The sequence below is a fragment of the Streptomyces sp. NPDC049837 genome (assembly GCF_040674455.1).
Lineage (GTDB): Bacteria > Actinomycetota > Actinomycetes > Streptomycetales > Streptomycetaceae > Streptomyces.
This window is the reverse complement of record NZ_JBFAMP010000003.1, coordinates 183,864-204,483: the sequence shown is the minus strand read 5'-3', so window position 1 is coordinate 204,483 and position 20,620 is coordinate 183,864. Positions and strand designations below refer to the sequence as shown.

The 20,620-nt window shown below is 71.5% G+C and carries 19 protein-coding genes; 7 read left to right on the top strand and 12 right to left on the bottom strand.

The annotated features are described in order from the left end of the window. Positions 1–9: 9 nt before the first annotated feature. The 7 genes from AB0J57_RS08835 to mce all read right to left on the bottom strand — a co-directional run bounded on the left by AB0J57_RS08835 (position 10) and on the right by mce (position 9,805). Positions 10–822, bottom strand: a complete 813-nt coding sequence (locus tag AB0J57_RS08835) for an ABC transporter permease (RefSeq protein ID WP_366127332.1) — start codon at positions 820–822, stop codon at positions 10–12. Beyond that, positions 819–1,973: an ATP-binding cassette domain-containing protein gene (locus tag AB0J57_RS08830; protein ID WP_366127331.1), complete on the bottom strand. Its 1,155-nt coding sequence runs from the start codon at positions 1,971–1,973 to the stop codon at positions 819–821. The genes AB0J57_RS08835 and AB0J57_RS08830 overlap by 4 nt, the downstream gene beginning before the upstream one ends. 142 nt (positions 1,974–2,115) lie before the next feature. Then, the gene (locus AB0J57_RS08825; RefSeq protein ID WP_366127330.1) at positions 2,116–2,895 is read right to left on the bottom strand and encodes an ABC transporter permease; all 780 of its coding nucleotides are present in this window, start codon (positions 2,893–2,895) and stop codon (positions 2,116–2,118) included. Positions 2,896–2,897: 2 nt separating this feature from the next. Next, complete coding sequence (locus tag AB0J57_RS08820; protein WP_366127329.1) at positions 2,898–3,833, bottom strand: ABC transporter ATP-binding protein; 936 nt, start codon at positions 3,831–3,833, stop codon at positions 2,898–2,900. 213 nt (positions 3,834–4,046) lie between these two features. After that, on the bottom strand, positions 4,047–4,985 hold the full coding sequence (locus AB0J57_RS08815; protein WP_064071808.1) for a hypothetical protein: 939 nt from the start codon (positions 4,983–4,985) through the stop codon (positions 4,047–4,049). A 115-nt stretch (positions 4,986–5,100) separates the two neighbouring features. Beyond that, positions 5,101–9,186: a polarized growth protein Scy gene (gene scy / locus AB0J57_RS08810; protein WP_366127328.1), complete on the bottom strand. Its 4,086-nt coding sequence runs from the start codon at positions 9,184–9,186 to the stop codon at positions 5,101–5,103. A 166-nt stretch (positions 9,187–9,352) separates the two neighbouring features. Then, a complete protein-coding gene (gene mce / locus AB0J57_RS08805) occupies positions 9,353–9,805 on the bottom strand; it encodes a methylmalonyl-CoA epimerase (protein ID WP_366127327.1) in 453 nt (150 codons plus the stop codon). A gap of 138 nt (positions 9,806–9,943) precedes the next feature. On the opposite strand from mce, the gene AB0J57_RS08800 reads away from it, so the two are divergent. After that, complete coding sequence (locus tag AB0J57_RS08800; protein ID WP_366127326.1) at positions 9,944–11,152, top strand: acetyl-CoA C-acetyltransferase; 1,209 nt, start codon at positions 9,944–9,946, stop codon at positions 11,150–11,152. Between the two features lie 39 nt (positions 11,153–11,191). Beyond that, positions 11,192–12,151, top strand: coding sequence for a methylmalonyl Co-A mutase-associated GTPase MeaB (gene meaB / locus AB0J57_RS08795; protein WP_366127325.1), 960 nt, complete (start codon positions 11,192–11,194; stop codon positions 12,149–12,151). Positions 12,152–12,629: 478 nt separating this feature from the next. Here the strand turns inward: meaB and AB0J57_RS08790 are convergent, their stop codons facing one another. Continuing rightward, the gene (locus tag AB0J57_RS08790) at positions 12,630–13,022 is read right to left on the bottom strand and encodes a PepSY domain-containing protein (RefSeq protein ID WP_366127324.1); all 393 of its coding nucleotides are present in this window, start codon (positions 13,020–13,022) and stop codon (positions 12,630–12,632) included. Between the two features lie 117 nt (positions 13,023–13,139). Between AB0J57_RS08790 and AB0J57_RS08785 the strand changes: the two genes are divergently transcribed. After that, entirely contained in the window at positions 13,140–13,799 is a 660-nt protein-coding gene (locus tag AB0J57_RS08785) for a response regulator transcription factor (protein ID WP_366127323.1), read from the top strand. Further along, entirely contained in the window at positions 13,796–15,163 is a 1,368-nt protein-coding gene (locus AB0J57_RS08780; RefSeq protein ID WP_366127322.1) for a HAMP domain-containing sensor histidine kinase, read from the top strand. The genes AB0J57_RS08785 and AB0J57_RS08780 overlap by 4 nt, the downstream gene beginning before the upstream one ends. A 4-nt stretch (positions 15,164–15,167) precedes the next feature. On the opposite strand, the gene AB0J57_RS08775 is transcribed toward AB0J57_RS08780, so the two are convergent. From AB0J57_RS08775 to AB0J57_RS08760, 4 genes are all read right to left on the bottom strand, one after another. Next, entirely contained in the window at positions 15,168–15,644 is a 477-nt protein-coding gene (locus AB0J57_RS08775; RefSeq protein ID WP_366127321.1) for a MarR family transcriptional regulator, read from the bottom strand. Positions 15,645–15,767: 123 nt separating this feature from the next. After that, entirely contained in the window at positions 15,768–16,541 is a 774-nt protein-coding gene (locus tag AB0J57_RS08770; RefSeq protein ID WP_366127320.1) for an AIM24 family protein, read from the bottom strand. Then, positions 16,538–17,188 carry an AIM24 family protein gene (locus AB0J57_RS08765; protein WP_366127319.1) on the bottom strand — a complete coding sequence of 217 codons (651 nt, stop codon included), beginning with the start codon at positions 17,186–17,188 and terminating at the stop codon, positions 16,538–16,540. The genes AB0J57_RS08770 and AB0J57_RS08765 overlap by 4 nt, the downstream gene beginning before the upstream one ends. Further along, a complete protein-coding gene (locus AB0J57_RS08760) occupies positions 17,188–17,826 on the bottom strand; it encodes an AIM24 family protein (RefSeq protein WP_366127318.1) in 639 nt (212 codons plus the stop codon). The genes AB0J57_RS08765 and AB0J57_RS08760 overlap by 1 nt, the downstream gene beginning before the upstream one ends. A gap of 174 nt (positions 17,827–18,000) precedes the next feature. Here AB0J57_RS08760 and AB0J57_RS08755 point away from each other — a divergent pair, with 174 nt between their 5' ends. From AB0J57_RS08755 to AB0J57_RS08745, 3 genes are all read left to right on the top strand, one after another. Continuing rightward, the gene (locus AB0J57_RS08755; protein ID WP_366127317.1) at positions 18,001–18,345 is read left to right on the top strand and encodes a DUF3817 domain-containing protein; all 345 of its coding nucleotides are present in this window, start codon (positions 18,001–18,003) and stop codon (positions 18,343–18,345) included. Further along, positions 18,342–18,635 (top strand): MTH1187 family thiamine-binding protein, encoded by a 294-nt coding sequence (locus AB0J57_RS08750; RefSeq protein WP_366127316.1) that lies wholly within the window; start codon positions 18,342–18,344, stop codon positions 18,633–18,635. Before AB0J57_RS08755 ends, AB0J57_RS08750 begins: the two co-directional genes overlap by 4 nt. A 188-nt stretch (positions 18,636–18,823) precedes the next feature. Next, positions 18,824–20,617, top strand: coding sequence for a cellulose synthase catalytic subunit (locus tag AB0J57_RS08745; RefSeq protein ID WP_366127315.1), 1,794 nt, complete (start codon positions 18,824–18,826; stop codon positions 20,615–20,617). Positions 20,618–20,620 lie beyond the last annotated feature (3 nt).

Sequence of the window (20,620 nt, the reverse complement as noted above, 5' to 3'; positions counted from 1 at the left end):
AGGGTGCTCCTACACATCCCGCTGCTCGGTGGCGAGGAACGCCCCGGCCAGTGCGACGGCGGCGACGCCGCTCAGAATCCACAGCGGGGTCCAGCCGTGCGGTCCGCCCGGGGTCAGGCCCGCTTCGCTGTAGAAGGCGATCAGCAGGCTCGGGATCGAGTACTGGAACAGGAACTCCTGGACCTTCTCCATCGACGACATGAACATCGCGGCCACCAGCGGCAGCAGCATGACACCGATCATGATGGTGATCGCACCGGCCGAGTGCCGGACCAGCGCGCCGACGGCGAGCGCCAGCAGCCCGAGCACCGCCGTGAACAGGCCCGCGCCGACCGTCGCGCGCAGCCACTGCTCCCCGGTCGCGGCGGCGCCGGAGTCGATCATCGCGCTCTGCATGGCCGCGACCAGGGCGGCGGTGACCGTCGTGACGACGAGGGTGAGCAGGAAGAAGACGATGGCCTTGGCGGCCAGCACGCGGCTGCGGCTGGGGCACGCGGTCAGCGTCGTACGGATCATGCCGGTGCCGTACTCGGACGAGATGGTGAGCACGCCGAGGGTGACCACGCAGATGCTGCCGAGCAGCACGCCGTTGAAGCCCAGCCCGAGGACCGGCTCCTGGCCCATGTCCGTGTCGGTGGCGTTGATGGCCACGACGGCGAGCAGGCCGACGCCGACCATGAGCAGGACCATGACGCCGAGCGTCCACATCGTGGAGCGCACGGAACGGATCTTGGTCCACTCGGAGGCGAGCGCGTCCCCGAGGTGGGCGCGCCGCACCGGGATGGGCGAGGTGTACTGCTGCTGGTAGGGGGCGGTGGTCATCGGGCGTCCTCGCTCTTGCTCAGGTCTGCGGGGGCGGGGGCGGGGGCGGGGGCGGGGGCGGCGGGGGGCACGGCCGGTGCGGCGCCGGGCGCGGGCTGCTGTCCGTCCGCGTACGGGTTCTGTCCGGGCGGCGGCGGGGCGTACCAGCCCTGCTGCGGCACCTCGGGGACGACCGGCTGCGGGGGCGCGTAGCCCATCGGGTCCGGCTGCTGCATCAGCCCGGCCCGCTGGTCGGTGGTCGAGCGGTAGTCCACGGCGCCCTGGGTCAGGCGCATGTACGCCTCTTCCAGCGACGCCTGGTGCGGCGACAGCTCCCACAGGCGTACGTCCGCGTCGTGCGCCAGGTCGCTGATCCGCGGCAGCGGCAGCCCGGTCACGCGCAGCGCGCCGTCCGGCTCCGACATGACCTGTCCGCCGGCCTCGGCGAGCACGCCCATCAGCTTCTCCCGCTGCGCGGGCTCGGTCTGCGGCGTACGCACCCGGGCGAAGTCCGCGGAGTTGGCCGAGATGAAGTCCTTGACGCTCATGTCGGCCAGGAGCTGGCCGCGGCCGATGACGATCAGGTGCTCGGCGGTGAGGGCCATCTCGCTCATCAGGTGCGAGGAGACGAAGACCGTCCGGCCCTCGGCGGCCAGCGCCTTCATCAGGTTGCGCACCCAGAGGATGCCCTCGGGGTCCAGGCCGTTGACCGGCTCGTCGAACAGCAGCACCTGCGGGTCGCCGAGGAGCGCGGCCGCGATGCCGAGCCGCTGCCCCATGCCGAGCGAGAACCCGTTGGACCGCTTGCGGGCCACGTCCTGCAACCCGACGACCCCGAGCACCTCGTCGACCCGGCGCGCCGGGATGCCGGCGAGCTGGGCCAGCGACAGCAGATGGTTGCGCGCGCTGCGGCCGCCGTGCACGGCCTTGGCGTCCAGGAGGGCCCCCACCTGCCGGGGCGCGTTGGGCAACTGCCGGAAGGGGTGGCCGCCGATGGTCACGTGGCCCGACGTGGGGCGGTCCAGGCCGAGGATCATGCGCATCGTCGTCGACTTGCCGGAGCCGTTCGGTCCCAGGAAGCCGGTCACGGTCCCCGGCCTCACCTGGAAGGAAAGGTTGTACACGGCCGTCTTGGCGCCGTAGCGCTTCGTCAGGCCGACTGCCTCGATCATTCTCCAGCCCCATCGACAGGTCGGTTGCGTCGTCCGGGCCTGCGGCATGCACACACAGGGCCCCCGTAAGAGGTAAGAGGGTATCCGCAGCTTGACGGTTCCACTCCCGCCCCGGGAGATGCCTCCTGTGTCCGGACAGGGCCTACGCGTCCCGCCGCTTCAGCACCACGTACCCGCCGGCCAGCGCCGCCGCCACCCAGGCGACCATGATCCCCAGGCCGCCCCAGGGGCCGTACGGCGCCGGGTCGCTGCCCAGGGCGCCGGGGACGACCTGCATGATCGTGGAGCCCGCCTGGTCGGGGAAGTACTCGGCCACCTCCTTGGCCTTCGGCACGGCGGAGAGGATCTGGGAGATGAGGAAGAAGAACGGGACGAGGATGCCGAGCGAGAGCACCGTCGAGCGCAGCATCGCCGCCACGCCCATCGAGAACACCGCCATCAGCCCCATGTAGAGACCGCCGCCGATCACCGCGCGCAGGACGTTCTCCTCGCCGATGGTGGTGCGGTGCTCGCCGAGCAGGGCCTGGCCGAGGAAGAAGGACAGGAAGCTCGTCGCCACGCCCACGACCACGGCCAGGACGCCGGCCACCGCGATCTTGCTGAAGAGGAAGGTCGCCCGCTGCGGTACGGCGGCCAGGGACGTCCGGATCATCCCGGTGCTGTACTCGGTGCCGACCACCAGGACGCCGAAGACCACCATCGCGAGCTGGCCCAGCAGCATGCCGGAGAAGCTGACCACCGTCGCGTCGAACGTGGCCTGCTCGATGGGCGGCATCTCGTCGAACGTCTCCCGCACCAGCGCGGACAGCGCCGCGCCCATCGCGACGGTGACGACCAGCGCGCTGGCCAGGGTCCAGACCGTCGAGGAGACCGTACGGATCTTGGTCCACTCCGACCGGAGGACCGCGGGTGCCGACGCCATCGTCAGACCTCCTTCGACCACTGAGGGGCGTTCGCGGAGTGCGCGTGGTACTCGACCGCCGTCGCCGTCATCCGCATGAACGCCTCCTCCAGCGAGGCCCGCTGGGCGCTCAGCTCGTGCAGCGTGATCCCGTGGCGGGCCGCCAGCTCGCCGATCTCCTCGGTCGTCGCGCCGTCGATCTCCAGCGTGCCGTTCGCGGCCTCGACCGCCGTGCGGCCGGCGGAGTGGAGCGCGTCGCGCAACTCCTCCCGCTGCGGGGAGCGCAGCCGTACATAACTGCGCGAGTTCTCGTGGATGAAATCCGCCATCGACCTGTCGGCGAGAAGCTTGCCTTGCCCGATCACGATCAAGTGGTCGGCGGTCAGGGCCATTTCGCTCATCAGATGACTGGATACGAAGATCGTCCGGCCTTCGGCGGCGAGTGCCTTCATCAGATTGCGGATCCAGTGAATTCCCTCGGGGTCCAGACCATTGACGGGTTCGTCGAACATCAAGATCTGCGGATCACCCAGCAGTGCGGTGGCGATTCCCAGTCGCTGCCCCATGCCCATCGAAAAACCTTTCGGTTTCTTCCTGGCCACGGCCGCGAGTCCGACAAGATCCAGCACCTCGGAGACCCGGCGCTCGGGAATGCGGTTGGACTGCGCCAGGCAGAGCAGGTTGTTGTACGCGCTGCGCCCGCCGTGCAGCCCCCGCGCCTCCAGCAGCGCGCCGATGTACTTCAGCGGTTCGTCGAGCTCCCGGTAGTGCCTGCCGTCGATACGGACCGACCCGCTGGTCGGGTGGTCCAGACCGAGCACCATCCGCATCGTGGTCGACTTGCCCGCGCCGTTGGGCCCGAGGAAGCCCGTCACCACGCCCGGGCGGACCTGGAAGGAGAGGTGGTCGACCGCCGTCTTCGTACCGAAACGTTTCGTTAGACCCTCGAGCTCGATCACCCGTCCACGCTACGGGCGCGCCCACGGGGACGCCACCGGAATGACACGGCCCTCTTTCCCGCACGAGAGGCACACGAATTTCCCGCATGAGAGGCACACGAAGGGCCCCGCAGGACCCACGCGCGCACGGCCGTCGGACGTGCGCCACGTGGGTCCGCAGGGCCCTCGCGGAGGAACCAGGCCCCTGATCCGGCCTGATCGACCGGACAGGAACTACCGGGTCTGCTGCGCCGGGACGCCGCGCGAGACCGGCTCGTCGTCGGCCGGGGAGCCGGCCGCGGCGACGGCCGCACCGGTCAGCGTGGCCAGCATCTCGCGGACGTTGGTGAGCTGGGCGTTGATCGAGTCGCGACGGTTCGTCAGCGCCGCCAGCTCGCGCTCCGATTCGCTGCGGATACGATCCGCCTTGGCGTTCGCGTCCGCCACGATGTCCTCGGCCTGGCGCTGCGCCGTCTCCACCGTCTGACGGGCCCGCCGCTCCGCGTCCGTACGCAGCTTCTCCGCCTCCAGGCGGAGCTGCTCCGCCCGGTGCTCGATCTCGGCGAGACGCTTCTCCGCCTTCGCCTGGCGCGAGGCCAGGTCCCGCTCCGACTGCTCACGCCGCTTGGCGAGGTTCGTCTCGAAGTCGGCGGCGGCCTGCGCGGCCTTCGCCCGGGTCTCCTCGAAGAGCGCGTCCGCCTCCTCCCGCTTGGACTGCGCGTCCTTCTGCGCCTCGGCACGCAGCGAGTTCGCCTCGCCCTGGGCCTTCTCGACGATCCGGACGCCCTCGTCCTCGGCCTTCGCCTTGCGCTCGGCCGCGAACGACTCGGCGTCGTTGCGCACCTGCTGCGCCGCCGACTCGGCGAGCTCGCGGTGCTGCTCGGCGGCGCGACGGGCCTCCTCGCGCAGGTCCTTGGCCTCCTCCTCGGCGAGGCGGAGGATCTTCTCGACGCGCGCACCCAGACCGGCGTACGACGGCTCGGCGTCGCTGACCTGGGCCTGGGCGTTCTGCGTCTCGAGGTGGAGCTCCTCGATGCGCTTTTCCAGAGAGGTGATTCGGGCCAGAGCACTGTCTCGGTCGGCGACGAGTTTGGTAATGCGGTCATCCACCTGACCGCGGTCGTAACCACGCCGCACGAGCTCGAAGCCGAAGGGGGAGGAAGTGTCGCTCATGGGGTTCCTGTCGAATGAGACCGGTGAGGTGTTAGGGGGAATCCTAGGGGTCGATGCGGCGTGTCTTCGAGCGGATGCCCGTTCAAACTGGAGAATGTCCAGCCTTTTGAGTGGCTTACTCGTCGGTTGACTTGCCGCTCGAACGGGTAACACCTGCCGCCGCGGTCGCCTTGACTCCGCCCTCCTTGGTACCCCCTGACGGCGCCTCGAAAGATTCCAGCGCCTCCAGCACGTCCTGAACCCGGGAGATTTCCGCCTGAATGTCCTCGCGGCGGCGCACCAGCACCTCCAGCTCCCGCTTGCCCTCGGAGATCATCTTCTCGGCCTCGCGCTCCGCGTCCGCCTTGATCTTCTCCGCCTCGCGGGTGAGCGTGGCCTTCTTCTGCTCGGCCTCCTTGAGCAGTCCCTCGGCCTTCTTCACCGCCGAGATCCGGACCTTGCTCGCCTCTGAATTCGCCTCGGCGAGCAGCTCCTTCGCCTTCGCCTCCGCCTCGGCGCGCTGCTCGGTCGCGGCCTTCACCAGCTTGTCGACCCGCTCGCCGGCCGCCTTCATCTGCTCGGCGCTCTCCCGGCGGGCCCGCTCGTGCAGCTCCTCGATCTCCGTCTCGGTACGCCGGCGCAGCTCCTCCGTACGCTCCCTTATGGCCGTCGCGTCACCACGCGCCCCGACCAGCAGCTCGTCGGCGTCCGTACGGGCCTTCTCCACCAGCGAATTGCCCTCGACGGTCGCCTCGGCGACGATCCGCTCGGCCTCCTTGCGGGCCGCGCCCACCATCGTGTCGGCCTGCGACTCCGCCTCCGCGGTCGCCCGCAGCGCCTCCTCCTGCGCCTTCGCGACCAACTGGTCGGCCTGCTCGGCCGCGTCCGCCCGCCGCTTGGCCGCCGCCTCGCGCGCCTCGTCGACCAGCCGGTCCGCCTCGGCCCGCGCCTCGGCGCGCACCTGCTCGGCCGCCGCCGCCGTCTCCGTACGAAGCCGCTCCGCCTCCGCGCGGATCCGCTCGGCCGCCTGCTGCGCGGAGCCCACCGTCTCGGCGGCCTCGGCCCGCAGCCGCTCCGCCTCGCCGGTCGCCTCGGCCACCAGCCGCTCGGCCTCCGCCGCGGCCTCCGAACGAAGCCGCTCCGCCTCCGCCGTCGCCTCCGCGACCAGCCGCTCGACCCGCTCGGCCGTCTCCGCGCCGATCCGCTCGGCCTCGCTCGTCGCCTCGCCGACCAACTGGTCCGCCTGCGCCGCCGCGTCCGCGCGCCGCTTGTCGGCGGCCTGCCGCGCCTCGTCCAGGACCTGCTCGCCGTCCGCCCGGGCGGCCGCCCGCAGCGCCTCGGCCTGGGCCTCGCCGTCCGCCTTGGCCTGCTCGGCCTCGGTACGCAGCCGCGCCGCGTCCCGCTCCGCCGTGGCCAGCAGCTCGGCCGCCTCGGCCGCCATCCGCTCGGCCTCGCTCGTCGCCTCGCCGACCAGCCGGTCCGCCTGCGCCGCCGCCTCCGACCGGATGCGGTTGGCGTCCTCCCGCGCCTCCGCACGCGTGCGTGCCGCGTCCTGCTCCGCCGAGGCCAGCGAGTCCGACGCCTCCGTGCGCATCCGCTGCGCGTACTCGGCCGTGTCGGACCTCAGCTTCTCCGACTCCGCGATCGCGTCCGCCATCGTGCGCTCCGCGAGCGCCTTGGCGGCCTCCGACTCCTCCTGAGCCCGCTCCCGCAGCCGGCCCGCGTCCTCCGCGGCCCGCTCCCGCTCCGCGTACGCGTCGGAACGGACCCGGTCCGCCTCCTCCAGCGCCTCCGCGCGCGTCCGCTCCGCCGCGTGCTCGGCCGCCGACCGCAGCCCGGCGATCTCCTCCTCGGCCTGCTCGTGCAGCCCCGCGACCGCGTCCCGCACCTGCTGCGCCGTCTGCTCGGCGGCCGACACCATCTCGGTCGCCCGCCGGTCCGCCTCCTCGACCAGCCGCTGCGCCTCGGTCTGCGCCTCCTCGACGCGCTTGCGCGCCGACGCCAGCAGCTCCTCGCTCTGCTCGCGCGCCCGCTCCCGCTCCTGGTCCGCCTCGGTGCGCGCGGCGCCCAGCGTCTCCTCCGCCTCGCGGCGCCGGCGCTCCGCCTCCGTACGCGCGGCGGCCAGCTCCTCGGCGGCCTCCGCCGTGACCCGCTCGGCGGCCGCCTGCGCCTCCGCCCGCACCCGGTCGGCCGACTCCTGCGCCTCCGACTTGAGCCGCTCGGCCTCCGCGGCGGCTTCGGCACCCAGCCGTACCGCGGCGTTCTCGGCCTCCGCGCGCGTGGTGGACGCGTCCGAGGCCGCCTCCGTGCGCAGCCGCTCCGCCTCCTGCTCGGCCTGCGACTGGAGCGTACGGATGCGCTCGGCGGCCTCGGCACGCTGCCGCTCGGTCTCCTCGGCGGCCTCGCGGCGGATCCGCTCGCCCTCCGCCCGCGCGTCGGCCAGCGCCTGCTCGGCGGCCGTGAGGCGGGTCTCCGCCTCCGTGTGCAGCCGGGTCAGCTCCTCGGCGGCCTCCGCCTGGCGGGCCGCGATGCCCCGCTCGGTCTCCTCGCGCAGCGCGGCGGCGGCCTGCTCGGCCGCGGCCTTCACCGACTCGGCCTGCTCCTCGGCCTCCGTACGGAGCCGCTCGGCCTCCTCGCGGGTGCGCTCCAGCGTCTCCTCGGCCTGCTTGCGCAGGGCCGTCGCCCGGTCGATCGCCTCCGTACGGACGCGCTCGCTGTCGGCCGTCGCGGCCGTACGCAGCTCGTCCGCGTCCGCCTTGGCCTTGGTCAGCAGCTCCTCGGCGGTCTTCGCCGCCTCCTCGATCTGCTGGACCGCCTCGCGCCGCGCCTCGCCCCGGATGCGCTCGCCCTCGGCGATCGCGTCGGCCCGCAACTGCTCGGCCTCGCCGCGCAGCCGGCGCGCCTCCTCCTGGAGCTCGACCGTCTTGGCGCGGTACTCCTTGGTGTCGTCCTTCGCGGCGCCCTTGAGCTGCTCGGCCGTGTCGTGTGCCTCGGCCCGCAGCCGGTCCGCCTCGGCCTCCGCCTCGCGGCGGATCCGCTCGGCCTCCTCCGACGCCTTGCGGGTGGTCTCCTGCGCGTCGTCCGACGCCTTGGACAGGACCTCCTCGGCGGTACGGGCCGCCTTGGCGAGCTGCGCCGCCGAATCCTCGGCCGCCGCCGTGCGGGCCTTCTCCGTGGCCTCGGCGATCAGTTGCTCCGCCGCCGCGCGGGCGTCCGCGAGGGCCTGCTCGGCCTCAGCCTTGAGGGCCTCGGACTCCTTGGTGGCCTCCCCGACCAGCCGGGCGATCTCCGCCTTGGCCGTACGGGTGCGCTGCTCCGTCTCCGACTCGGCGGTCGACAGCCGCTTGGCCGCCGCGTCGCGGGCCTCCGCGACGACCTTGTCGGCCTCCGCGCGGGCCTCGCGCAGCCGCTCCTCCGCCTCGGCCATCCGCTGCTCGGCCGCCCGGCTCAGCTCGGCCGCCTGCTGGCGCGCCTGGTCCGACTCGGCGGTCGTCGCGGTACGGAGCTGCTCGGCGTGGCTGGTGGCCTCCGCCGCCTGCGTGGACGCGGCGTTCAGCAGCCGCTCGGCGTCCTTGCGGGCGCGCAGCAGGATCGCCTCGGCCTCCGCGCGGGCGGTCTCGGTCTCCGCGCTGAGGCGCCGGCGAGCCTCCTCGGCGAGCCGGGTCGCCTCCGCGCGGGCCGCCGCCAGGGCCTGCTCGGCCTCCGCGCGGGACTCCTCCATCAGACGGCGGGCCTGCGCCTCCGTCCGGGCGCGGAGCTGCTCCGCCCAGGCCACGTTCTCGTTGACGTGGGCCTCGACCGTCTGGCGGCGCTCGGACAGCTCCTGGTCCAGCCGCTGCCGCCGCTGCACCGCCTCGGCGTGCAACTCCGCCTGGAGGCGGGCCTGGTGCTCGGCGTGCTCCTGCAGTATCCGCTGCGTCTGGGCCCGTGCCTCGCGCAGCTCGCGCTCGGCGTCCGAGCGGAGCTGGTCGGCCTGGATCTGCGCGTTCCGCAGCAACTGTTCGGCCTGGTAGCCGATGTCCGCGTTGTCGTACGCCGGCCGCGACGCGATCGTGCGGCGCGCCTCATGGAGCTTGGCGCGCAACACCTCGACCTGGTAACCGAGGTCCTCGGCGTGCTGGACGGCCTTCTCCCGCTCGGTCTTCAGCCGGTCCATCTCGGCTTCGAACCGCGAAAGGTGGTCGTCAGCCCGGTGGCTCTCCTGGCGTTCGTAGCCCCGCACTGCGCGGTCCCATCCGTCCCCTGGTCGCAACTCTCTTTGTACGAGCACCGTTCGCCGGCGAACGGCCCCCCGGGGAATGGTGTCAGATCACAGACGGAGTCGCGGCACGGCCCCGATCCGGCCCCGGCCCGGAGCCGCCCACTCTACCGGGCCAGGAATCCGGAGGTCAGTGCTCCACTGAGGACGACCCGGAGGAGGGTTCGGCCGAGGTCACCAGTTCCGTGAGGACGCCGTGGCAGTCCTTGGGGTGCAGGAACGTGATACGGGACCCCATGGAGCCGATGCGCGGCTCGTCGTACAGAACCCGCACACCCTTTTCACTGATCGCCGCGGCGTCGCCGTCCACGTCCGCGGTGCCGAAGGCGATGTGGTGGACCCCCTCGCCGTTCTTGGCCAGCCACTTCGCGACGGTGGAGTCCTCGCGGGTGGGTTCCAGGAGCTGGAGGTAGGAGGCGCCGCCGTCGGAGGTCTCGTTGATCTTGAGCATGGCCTCACGGACCCCTTGCTCCTCATTGACCTCGCTGTGGAACACCTCGAAGCCGTACGTGGCACGGTAGAACTCAACGGTCTTGTCGAGGTCGAAACAGGCGATCCCGATGTGGTCGATTCGCGTCAGCATGGGACCAGTGCAGCGCGGCGGAGGTGGTTACGCAACGTGCGCGCCATCACACTCGCTGCCCGGTGACCAGGACACGTACCGCTCAGTACATTGGCGGTAAACCCTCGTTCACTCTCCACATCCAAGGGGCCGTGCCTCATGTCTGGAACGACCGGTACCACCTCAGTCATCGTCGCGGGCGCACGCACGCCCATGGGCCGCCTGCTGGGCTCGCTCAAGACCTTCTCCGGCGCCGACCTCGGCGGCTTCGCCATCAAGGCCGCCCTCGACCGGGCCGGGATCGGCGGCGACCAGGTGCAGTACGTGATCATGGGACAGGTGCTTCAGGCCGGGGCAGGGCAGATCCCGGCGCGGCAGGCCGCGGTCAAGGCCGGCATCCCCATGAACGTGCCCGCGCTCACCATCAACAAGGTGTGTTTGTCGGGTCTCGACGCCATCGCGCTCGCGGACCAGCTCATCCGCGCCGGCGAGTTCGACATCGTCGTCGCCGGCGGCCAGGAGTCCATGACCAACGCGCCGCACCTGCTGCCCAAGTCCCGCGAGGGCTACAAGTACGGCGCGATCGAGATGATCGACGCCATGGCGTACGACGGTCTCACCGACTCCTTCGAGAACATCGCCATGGGCGAGTCCACGGAGAAGCACAACACGCGCCTCGGCATCGCCCGCGAGGCGCAGGACGAGATCGCCGCGCTGTCCCACCAGCGGGCCGCCGCCGCGCAGAAGAACGGCATCTTCGAGGCCGAGATCACGCCCGTCGAGATCCCGCAGCGCAAGGGCGAGCCCGTCGTCTTCAGCAAGGACGAGGGCATTCGCGCGGAGACCACGGTGGAGTCGCTGGGCAAGCTGCGTCCCGCCTTCGCGAAGGACGGCACGATCACGGCCGGGTCCTCGTCGCAGATCTCGGACGGTGCGGCGGCCGTGGTGGTGATGAGCAAGGCCAAGGCCGAGGAGCTCGGCCTGGACTGGATCGCCGAGATCGGCGCCCACGGGAACGTGGCCGGGCCGGACAACTCGCTCCAGTCGCAGCCGTCGAACGCGATCGCGCACGCCCTGAAGAAGGAGGGGCTGGAGGTCGCCGATCTTGATCTGATCGAGATCAACGAGGCGTTCGCCGCCGTTGCCGTGCAGTCAATGAAGGACCTGGGAGTATCGCCGGAAAAGGTGAACGTCAACGGCGGCGCCATCGCCCTCGGGCACCCGATCGGCATGTCCGGCGCCCGTCTCGTCCTCCACCTGGCGCTGGAGCTCAAGCGGCGCGGCGGCGGGGTCGGCGCGGCGGCGCTGTGCGGCGGCGGTGGTCAGGGCGACGCGCTGATCGTCCGCGTTCCGGGCAACGGCAAGTAATCCGCGCTTGATCCGCGCTGCGAGTAAGGAGCTACGTACGTGAAGGTGGACGTCCCCACACTGGTCGCCCAGGCACGGGAGGGCCGGCCGCGGGCCGTGGCCCGGCTGATCTCGCTCGTGGAGGGGGCGTCCCCGCAGCTCCGTGAGGTGATGGCGGCGCTGGCACCGCTGACCGGCGGTGCGTACGTGGTGGGCCTGACCGGCTCGCCCGGTGTCGGCAAGTCGACCTCGACGTCGGCGCTGGTCACCGCGTACCGGAAGGCCGGGAAGCGGGTCGGCGTGCTCGCCGTGGACCCGTCCTCGCCGTTCAGCGGCGGCGCGCTGCTCGGCGACCGGGTGCGGATGTCCGAGCACGCGTCCGACCCGGGCGTCTACATCCGCTCGATGGCGACCCGGGGGCATCTGGGCGGGCTGGCGTGGGCCGCCCCCCAGGCCATCCGCGTCCTGGACGCGGCCGGGTGCGACGTGGTGCTGGTGGAGACGGTCGGTGTCGGCCAGTCGGAGGTCGAGATCGCCTCCCAGGCCGATACGTCGGTGGTGCTGCTGGCCCCGGGCATGGGGGACGGCATCCAGGCCGCGAAGGCGGGCATCCTGGAGATCGGTGACGTGTACGTCGTCAACAAGGCCGACCGGGACGGGGCGGACGCGACCGCTCGGGAGCTGAACCACATGCTGGGGCTCGGCGAGTCGCGGGGGCCCGGCGACTGGCGGCCGCCCATCGTCAAGACGGTGGCCGCGCGGGGCGAGGGCGTCGACGAGGTCGTCGAGGCGCTGGAGAAGCACCGGGCGTGGATGGAGGAACGGGGCGTCCTCACGGAACGCCGCCGCGCGCGGGCGGCCCACGAGGTCGAGACCATCGCGGTCACGGCCCTCCGCGAACGGATCGGCGACCTCCACGGCGACCGGCGCCTGGACGCCCTCGCCGAGCGCATCGTCGCGGGCGAGACGGACCCGTACGCGGCGGCGGACGAACTGGTGGCGGGCCTGACGGGCCGGTAGGCGTCTCGCCCTCTCCGCTGCGGGCTCGCGCCAGGGTGCGGCCCGGCGGGCCGCAGGGCTCCTGCCGGTGGGGTGCGGCCCGTCGGCGGGCCGCCGTGGGCTCCTGCCGGTGGGCGGGTGCGTGGCCGGGGCCTTCGCCCGGGTGCGGCCCGTTTGGGGGTGCGCTGTCCGCTCCGTTGTGGGCTTGCGCCGGGGTGCGGCCCGGTGGGCGCTCTCGCCGTTTCCGTTGTGGGCATTCGTCCCGCAGGGCGGGACGGGTGGGCACAACGGACTGGGGCGGTGCCTGTTCTCGGTGCCCACGCGGGCGGTGCCCTTCCGGCGGCCGCCCCCGGTGGGTGGGGGGCGGGGCCCCTCCGGGCTCGCCTCCTCGAGGCCGGCGGCCTTGGGTTACGGGCGCTGGGGAGCCCACGCTTCGCCGCCAACCTCTGCGGGGGCGACCCTGCACGGCCCCGCCCGGCCGTCGTCCGGGTGCGGGACGTCAGTCGTCCGAGTCGTCCGAGTCGTCCTTGTCCTGGGTCGCCTTGGCCGTCTGCGCGTCGACGGTCCAGTCCTGGGCCTTGCCGTCCTTGGTGACGAGTTCGACGTCCCACGTCTTGGTGCCGCCGTTGTCGTCGTCGTCCAGGTCCAGGGACACCACCGTGCCGTGGTTCGCGACCGCCTTGAGGGCTTCGTCTGCCGTCACCTTGGTGCCCTGGACGGCGCGCTGGGCCTCCTCGGCGTCGGACGCGTCGTCGCGGTCGTCGTCGACCTGGGTCGCGGCGTGGTGGACCTTCGTCGGGGCTTCCTCGGTGGAGGAGGCGAACGCGGCTGCCGTGCCGCCCGTCAGCAGGGCCGCCGCGGTGACCGTGGCGATGATGAGGTTGCGCTTCATGGATGCCTCCGAATGTCGGTGCCTTCTCGGTACGGCAACCACACTGCCGGTGGGGTGCTGAACGCAGCCTGAAGGTGGCTGAAGGCTTCTTCAGGCTGCGTTTGGGACCCTGAACGCATGCGTCTGTTGATCGTGGAGGACGAGAAGCGGCTCGCCCTGTCGCTCGCCGCCGGGCTACGGGCCGAAGGGTTCGCCGTGGATGTCGTCCACGACGGGCTGGAAGGGCTGCACCAGGCGGGGGCCGGGGCGTATGACCTGGTCGTGCTGGACATCATGCTGCCCGGCATGAACGGGTACCGCGTGTGCGCGGCGCTGCGGGCGGCCGGGAACGACGTGCCCATCCTGATGCTCACCGCCAAGGACGGGGAGTACGACGAGGCGGAGGGGCTCGACACGGGTGCCGATGACTACCTGACCAAGCCGTTCTCGTACGTGGTGCTGGTGGCCCGGGTGAAGGCCCTGCTGCGGCGGCGCGGCGGGAGTCCGTCGCCGGTGCTGAAGGCCGGAGAGCTGAGTGTCGATACGGCGAGCCGGCGCGTGCGGATGGGGGACGCCGAGGTCGCGCTGACCGCCAAGGAGTTCGCCGTGCTGGAGCAGTTGGCCACCCGGGCGGGTGAGGTGGTGTCGAAGGCGGAGATCCTGGAGCACGTCTGGGACTTCGCGTACGAGGGCGACCCGAACATCGTCGAGGTGTACGTGAGCGCGCTGAGGCGGAAGCTGGGGCCCGGGGTCATCACGACGGTGCGTGGCGCCGGGTACCGGCTGGAGGAGCGGTGAGTTCCGTACGCGCCCGTACCGCGCTGGGGGCGACGCTGGTGGTCGCGCTGGCTCTGGTGGTGGCCGGGGTCGCTCTGCTGGGGGTGCTGCGGGGCAACCTCGTGGACCAGGCGGAGCTGGAGGCGGAGGTGTCGGCCCGTTCCGTGGCCTCGCAGATCGCGGGCGGGACGCCCTTCGGCAAGCTCGACCTGCCCGACGACACCGAGGAGCACCCGGTGCAGGTGGTCGACGAGGAGGGGCGGGTCGTCGCGATCGGAGAGGACATCGAGGCCATTGGGGGAACCGGGAGTCCTGGGACCAAGGTGGTCGCGGGGGGAGGAGAGGCGGAGACCGGCGAGGTCGGCGAGGAGGCCGCGTACTCGACCGGTGACGTCACCGTGGACGGTGACACCGCCGCGTACCGGTTCGCCGCGGTCAAGGCGTCCGGCCCGCAGGGTGAGGTCACCGTGTACGCGGGGGCTCCGCTCGCGACCGAGGCGGCGACCGTGGCCGGGGTGCGGGACGCGATGCTGGCCGCGCTGCCGTTGCTGCTGCTCGTCGTCGGGGGCGTGACCTGGCTGGTGACCCGGCGCGCGCTCAGGCCCGTCGAGGGCATCCGGCGGGAGATGGCCGCGATCACGGCGTCCGAGGACCTGACCCGGCGCGTGCCGGAGCCGGCGACGCGCGACGAGGTGGCCCGGCTGGCGCGGACGACGAACGAGACGCTGGCCGCGCTGGAGGCGAGCGTGGAGCGGCAGCGGAGGTTCGTCGCGGACGCGTCGCACGAGCTGCGCAGCCCCATCGCGAGCCTCCGCACCCAGTTGGAGGTCGCGGCGGCCCACCCCGAGCTGCTGGACCTTCCCGGGGCGGTCGCCGACACCGTACGGCTCCAGCAGCTCGCCGCCGACCTGTTGCTGCTCGCCCGGCTGGACGCGGGGGAGCGGCCCGGTCAGGGGCGGGTCGACCTGGCGGCCCTGGTGCGGGAGGAGGTCGCCCAGCGGGTGGGCGACCGGGTGCCGGTGCGCGTCGAGGCGGAGCAGGCCGAGGTCGACGGGTCGCGCGGGCAGCTCGCCCGGGTGCTGGGCAACCTGCTGGACAACGCCCAGCGGCACGCGGAGGCGGCCGTGGCCGTGACGGTGCGCCGCGAGGGCCGGCACGTCGTGCTCACCGTCGCGGACGACGGGGCCGGCGTGCCGGAGCCCGAGCGGGAGCGGATCTTCGAACGGTTCGTACGCCTCGACGACGCCCGCAGTCGCGACGAGGGCGGTGCGGGGCTGGGGCTGGCCATCGCCCGTGATGTGGCGGTCCGTCATGGGGGCACGTTGACGGTCGGGCGGGCGCCGTTGGGCGGTGCGCTGTTCGTGCTGCGTCTGCCGGGTGGGTGAGCCGCTACGGTTTGCCGCGCAGACCCCGGAGCTGTTCGGCGATGGGTTTCAGCGACTGGCGCAGTTCCTCCAGGGCCTCGGGGCTGAGCTGGTCGATGAAGTGCCTGCGCACGGAGTCGACGTGGTGCGGCGCGACCTTCTGCATGGTTTCCATGCCCTGCTCGGTCAGCACCGCGTACAGCCCGCGCCGGTCGGACTCGCAGTTCTCCCGTCGTACCAGGCCCGCGTTCTCCATACGGGTGATCTGGTGGGAGAGCCGGCTCTTGGACTGGAGCGTCGCGGCGGCCAGGTCGCTCATGCGGAGGCGTCGGTCAGGCGCCTCCGAGAGGTTGACCAGGATCTCGTAGTCGTTGTTGGTCAGGCCGAACGGCTGGAGGTCCTTCTCCAGTTGGTACGTCAGCAGCCTGTTGACGTCCAGATAGGTGCGCCAGGCGCACTGCTCGGCATCGGTCAGCCAGTTCGTGGCCGTCTCGGTCTCCATATAGGGATTCTACCTAAGAAGTTGAATTCTGGACGAAGTTGTGACGCCGGGCACTCCGGCCCCCCGTCCTCGCGTCCACCTGGGTGCAGACGTTCGAGGGCGTCACACTCCGCAGACTACCGCTCACAGCCCGAAGCGACGCTGGAGGTCCCCTAGCTGTCCGGGAAGGCGCGGTGTCGAGCCGTGGTGACCTTGGCCGGATCCGGCCCCCGGCACTCCCTGCTCGTGCGGCACCGCACCCGTCGCCTGCTCCGGCATCAGTACCTCCGTGGACTGGAGCAGCACCGTGCCGGCCCCCGCGAACTCGAACTGGTGCTCCTCGCCCGACGCGCCGCCCAGGCCGGTCAGCGCGCGCAGCCCGCCCATCACGCCCGTCATGTAGCCGTGGTCGTAGTGGTGGCAGGGGGAGGGGCAGTCCGCCCAGCCGACCAGCGCCTGCGGGTCGACGCGGAGCGGCGGCTCCATGAAGACCACCGGGCCGTTCGACGCGGCGACGAACTTGCCGGTGCCGATCAGGGTGAGGAAGCCCGGCACGATCGACTGCTTCAGGGCGAGGCTCGGCTGGTAGGCGAGGAGGTTGCCGGCCCGGATGGTGAGGTTGCCGTCGTCCAGGTCGAAGGAGTTGACGTCGAAGGCGCGGTCCGCGAGCAGCATCTTGCCGCTGCCCTCCGCCACCACCCAGTCGCTCGCGTGGAGGGGCGAGTGGAAGCTCGTACGGACCAGGCGGTCCAGGCGGCCGTGGCCGATGCCGTTGAAGTCGATCCGCCCGTAGTAGGCGATCATCTTGCCCTTCTGGAGGAACCACTGGGAGCCCTTCAGCTCCACGCAGAAGGTGTACGGATTGACGTTGTCGTCGCTCGGCAGGGTCGACGGATCGTGAATGACGGGCGTGCTCACAGCTTCTCCTCCGACGCCTGGACGTACACCGCACCGCTGCCGCTCAGCTCCAACTGGAACGCCTCGCCGGAGCCGCGCCCCACCATGTCGCGCCAGCCGAGCGCGGTGGAGAGCTTGTTGCGTACGTCGCCGTGGTGGGCGACGTAGGCCTGCGGGTCGACGTGCACGGGGCGGTTCGGGGTGATGGGCAGTTCGATGACCCCGCCGTGGGCCATCACCGCGACCGCGCCGTGGCCCTTGAGGGTGGTGGTGAACAGGCCCTGGCCGGTCACCTGGCCGCGCACCATGCCCATGACGCCGCCCTGGGAGCCCATGAACATCGTGCCCTGCTGGAGCGTGCCGTCGAAGGCGAGCAGGCGGTCGGCCTCGACGTACAGGGTGTCGCCGGAGAGCTGGATGACCTGGATGTGGTGGCCGCCGTGCCCGAACATGACGGTGCCGCTGCCCTCGACGGTCATGAGCGGGGCCGCCTCGTCGGCCACGCGGCGGCCGATCATCGACATGACGCCGCCCTGGCCGCCCGCCATGTTCGGCGTGAAAGTGACGTCACCCCGGTAGGCCAGCATCGCGCCACGCTGGCTGAACATCTTCTGTCCGGGGGAGACGGTCGCCTCGACCATCTTCGAATTGACCTCGCGGAACGGCATCAGACGTCCCCTCCGACCGTGTTGCGCTCGCTGGGCTGTACGTACACGAGACCGTCGCCCTCGAAGCGGATCTGGAACGCCTCGCCGCCACCCTCGCCCATCAGTGTGCGGAAGGTCACACCGGACTGGAAGTTCTGCTGGAGGTTGCCCTGGTGGGCGATGTAGGCGCCGGGGTCGACCGACAGCGGGTACTGCGGCGTGACGCGCAGCACCACGGCCGGGCCGTCCGACATGATCGCGGCCTGGCCGGAGCCCTCCACGGTGGTGGTGAACAGGCCGGTCCCGGTCGCCCCGCCGCGCAGCCCGGTGAAGCTGGTGCCGGTGCGCAGGGAGGCGTCGGCGCACAGCAGGTTGCTGGACTCGACGTACAGCTTGTCGCCGTGCAGCGAGACCAGGTTGATCTCGGAGGCGCGGTCGGCGAAGTAGCAGGTGCCCTGCCCCTTCACCTCCATCATCTCCATCTGCTCGCCGGTGAGGCGGCGGGTGACCATCCCGCGGAGGCCCTCACCGCCGCCGGACATCTTCTTGAAGGCCATCTGGCCGTCATAGGCGACCATCGAGCCGTTCTTCGCTTTGACGGCGTCGCCTGTCATGTCGACGGCGAGCACTTTGCTGCCTTGGAGTCGGAACGTTGCCACGCCACGACGGTAACCGGCGGCCAGGGGTGCGGATACAGCCCTGAGGAGGATCCGGACCCTGATAAAGGGCGCGCGAGGCCGCCTGTCACAATGGACGGGTCGCTTGTGCATCCATTCACAAGATCGGGGCGCAGGTGACAGTCGACCCCCGACCGACGCTGAAGGTGCTTCCTCGTGGACATCAAGACCGCCGCCTCCCTCCACCGCCTCCGACTGGTCTCCGGCCCGGAGGCCGTGTCGTTCATCCTGCTGCTCGTCTGCTCGGTGCTGAAGCGCACGACGGAGTTCAACGCGGTGCCGGTCATGGGCGCGATCCACGGCGTGCTCTTCATCCTGTACGTGCTCTTCTGGCTGGACGCCTGGAACCGCACCAAGTGGGAGCTGAAGACGGCCGCCCTGTACTTCGTGCTGTCCGTGCTGCCCTTCGGCGGCTTCTTCGCCGACCGCAAGCTCAGGCGCGCCGCCGACGACGCCGTCATCGCCTCCCGCGCCCGCCGCGAGGGCAAGGTGAACGCATGATCGTCGCGTTCTCCGTCACCCCGCTCGGCGTCGGCGAGGAGGTCGGCGAGTACGTCGCCGACGCGGTGCGCGTGGTCCGCGAGTCGGGCCTGCCGAACCGCACCGACGCGATGTTCACGTCCGTCGAGGGCGAGTGGGAGGAGGTCATGGACGTCGTCAGGCGCGCCGTGGCCGTGGTCGAGGCGCGTGCGCCGCGCGTCTCGCTCGTCCTGAAGGCCGACATCCGGCCCGGCGTCACGGACGCGCTGACCGCCAAGGTCGAGACGGTGGAGCGCCACCTGTCCGCCTGACGCTCACCCCTGAGAACCCCGGCCCGCGTGCGGGCCGGGGTTCCGCCATTCCGGTGCACCGCGCGCCGGAAAGCGGGCTCAAACCTCCCGGCCGCGAGAAACGCCCGCTCGGACGCCTCCAGTCGACACGTCGCCAGATCTCCCCTTTCGTGGGGATATAGCGACCCGCTCCGAGAGCTGGAGGCACCGTGCGGCCCGAGGGCTACGACTACGACACCTACAGCCGACTCGCCGGTCCCCTCACGGAACCGGACCGGGCGGCGTACCAGGTCCGGTACCGCAGCCTGCTCTCCCAGGAGCCGCACCGAATACGGGCAGTCCTGCTGATGACCCTCGCACCGCTGCTCTCGGCGGTGCTGCTCGTCTACCTCGTGTGGCCCTCCCACTGGACGACCCGGGAGGGCGGCGACCGGTGGCTCGTCAGGTTCGACACCGTGATGCTCGTGTCCATCGGGCTCATCTGCCTGTTCATGCTCGTCAACGTCGTCTCCATCGCCCACGCCACGATGGTCGCCCGCGACCCGATACCCGTCGTCCCCCGCAAAGGCACCCGCGTCGCGTTCCTCACCACCTACGTACCGGGCAAAGAGCCGCTCTCCATGGTCCGCGCCACCCTCGAAGGGGCCGTCCGCATCACGCACGACGGGCGCCTCGACGTGTGGCTGCTCGACGAGGGCGACGACGAGCAGGCCAAGGCCCTGTGCAGGGAGCTGGGCGTACGCCACTTCACCCGCGCCGGCGTCCCCGCCTGGAACCGCCCCAAGGGCGTGCACAAGGCCAGGACGAAGCACGGCAACTACAACGCGTGGATCGCCATGCACGGCGACGACTACGACTTCTTCGCCTCCGTCGACACCGACCACATACCGCTGCCCAACTTCCTGGAACGGACCCTCGGCTTCTTCCGCGACCCCGACGTGGCCTTCGTCGTCGGCCCCCAGGTGTACGGCAACTACACCTCGCCCGTCACCAAGGCCGCCGAATCCCAGCAGTTCCTCTTCCACGCCCTCATCCAGCGCGCCGGCAACCGCTACCACGCGCCCATGTTCGTGGGCACCAACAACGTCGTACGCGTCGCCGCCATCAAGCAGATCGGCGGCCTGTACGACTCGATCACCGAGGACATGGCGACCGGTTTCGAGCTGCACCGCACCAAGAACCCCCGGACCGGACACCTGTGGCGGTCCGTCTACACCCCGGACGTGCTGGCGGTGGGGGAGGGGCCCGCCTCCTGGACCGACTTCTTCACCCAGCAGCTCCGCTGGTCGCGCGGCACGTACGAGACCCTCTTCAAGCAGTACTGGAAGGCGTTCTTCCAACTGCCGCCGGGCCGGCTGCTCAACTACACCCTGATGCTCGTCTACTACCCGATGACGGCCGTCAACTGGTTCCTCGGCATCCTGTCCTGCGTCCTGTTCCTCTGGCTCGGCGCCTCCGGCACCCAGGTGTCCTCCTCCGTCTGGCTGATGCTCTACAGCGACGCCGCCGCCCTCCAGATCGGGCTCTACCTGTGGAACCGCCGCCACAACGTCTCGCCCCACGAACCGGAAGGGTCCGGCGGACTGGCCGGCATGGCGATGTCCGCACTCTGCGCGCCCATCTACCTCAAGTCCCTCGCCTCGGCCGTGCTGCGCACCCGGGGCCGTTTCGTCGTCACCCCCAAGGGCGGCGAGGCGAGCTGCGACCGGCCGGCCACCTTCCGCATCCACCTGTACTGGGCCGCCGTCCTGGTCGCCTCCCTCGTCGCCTCCGTCGTCCTCGACCACACGCACGCGGCCATGCGCACCTGGGCGGTGCTCGCCCTCGTCATCGCGCTCGCCCCGGTCGGCGTCTGGAGCTGGGGCCTGTACCGGGAACGCCGGGCCCACGTCCGCCTCCGCGCCCTCGAACCGAAGCCGGCCGCCCAGGCGAAGCCGAAGGCGAAACCGAAGACCGGCGACGAGCCCGAGCCCGCGTTCGCCACGACGACAGGAGGGAACTGAACC

Bases quoted from the DNA above. Each gene is read 5' to 3' on its own strand.
- AB0J57_RS08835 (WP_366127332.1), bottom strand. From the start codon at position 822: ATGACCACCGCCCCCTACCAGCAGCAGTACACCTCGCCCATCCCGGTG.
- AB0J57_RS08830 (WP_366127331.1), bottom strand. From the start codon at position 1,973: ATGATCGAGGCAGTCGGCCTGACGAAGCGCTACGGCGCCAAGACGGCC.
- AB0J57_RS08825 (WP_366127330.1), bottom strand. From the start codon at position 2,895: ATGGCGTCGGCACCCGCGGTCCTCCGGTCGGAGTGGACCAAGATCCGT.
- AB0J57_RS08815 (WP_064071808.1), bottom strand. From the start codon at position 4,985: ATGAGCGACACTTCCTCCCCCTTCGGCTTCGAGCTCGTGCGGCGTGGT.
- mce (WP_366127327.1), bottom strand. From the start codon at position 9,805: ATGCTGACGCGAATCGACCACATCGGGATCGCCTGTTTCGACCTCGAC.
- AB0J57_RS08800 (WP_366127326.1), top strand. From the start codon at position 9,944: ATGTCTGGAACGACCGGTACCACCTCAGTCATCGTCGCGGGCGCACGC.
- AB0J57_RS08790 (WP_366127324.1), bottom strand. From the start codon at position 13,022: ATGAAGCGCAACCTCATCATCGCCACGGTCACCGCGGCGGCCCTGCTG.
- AB0J57_RS08785 (WP_366127323.1), top strand. From the start codon at position 13,140: ATGCGTCTGTTGATCGTGGAGGACGAGAAGCGGCTCGCCCTGTCGCTC.
- AB0J57_RS08775 (WP_366127321.1), bottom strand. From the start codon at position 15,644: ATGGAGACCGAGACGGCCACGAACTGGCTGACCGATGCCGAGCAGTGC.
- AB0J57_RS08765 (WP_366127319.1), bottom strand. From the start codon at position 17,188: ATGCCGTTCCGCGAGGTCAATTCGAAGATGGTCGAGGCGACCGTCTCC.
- AB0J57_RS08750 (WP_366127316.1), top strand. From the start codon at position 18,342: ATGATCGTCGCGTTCTCCGTCACCCCGCTCGGCGTCGGCGAGGAGGTC.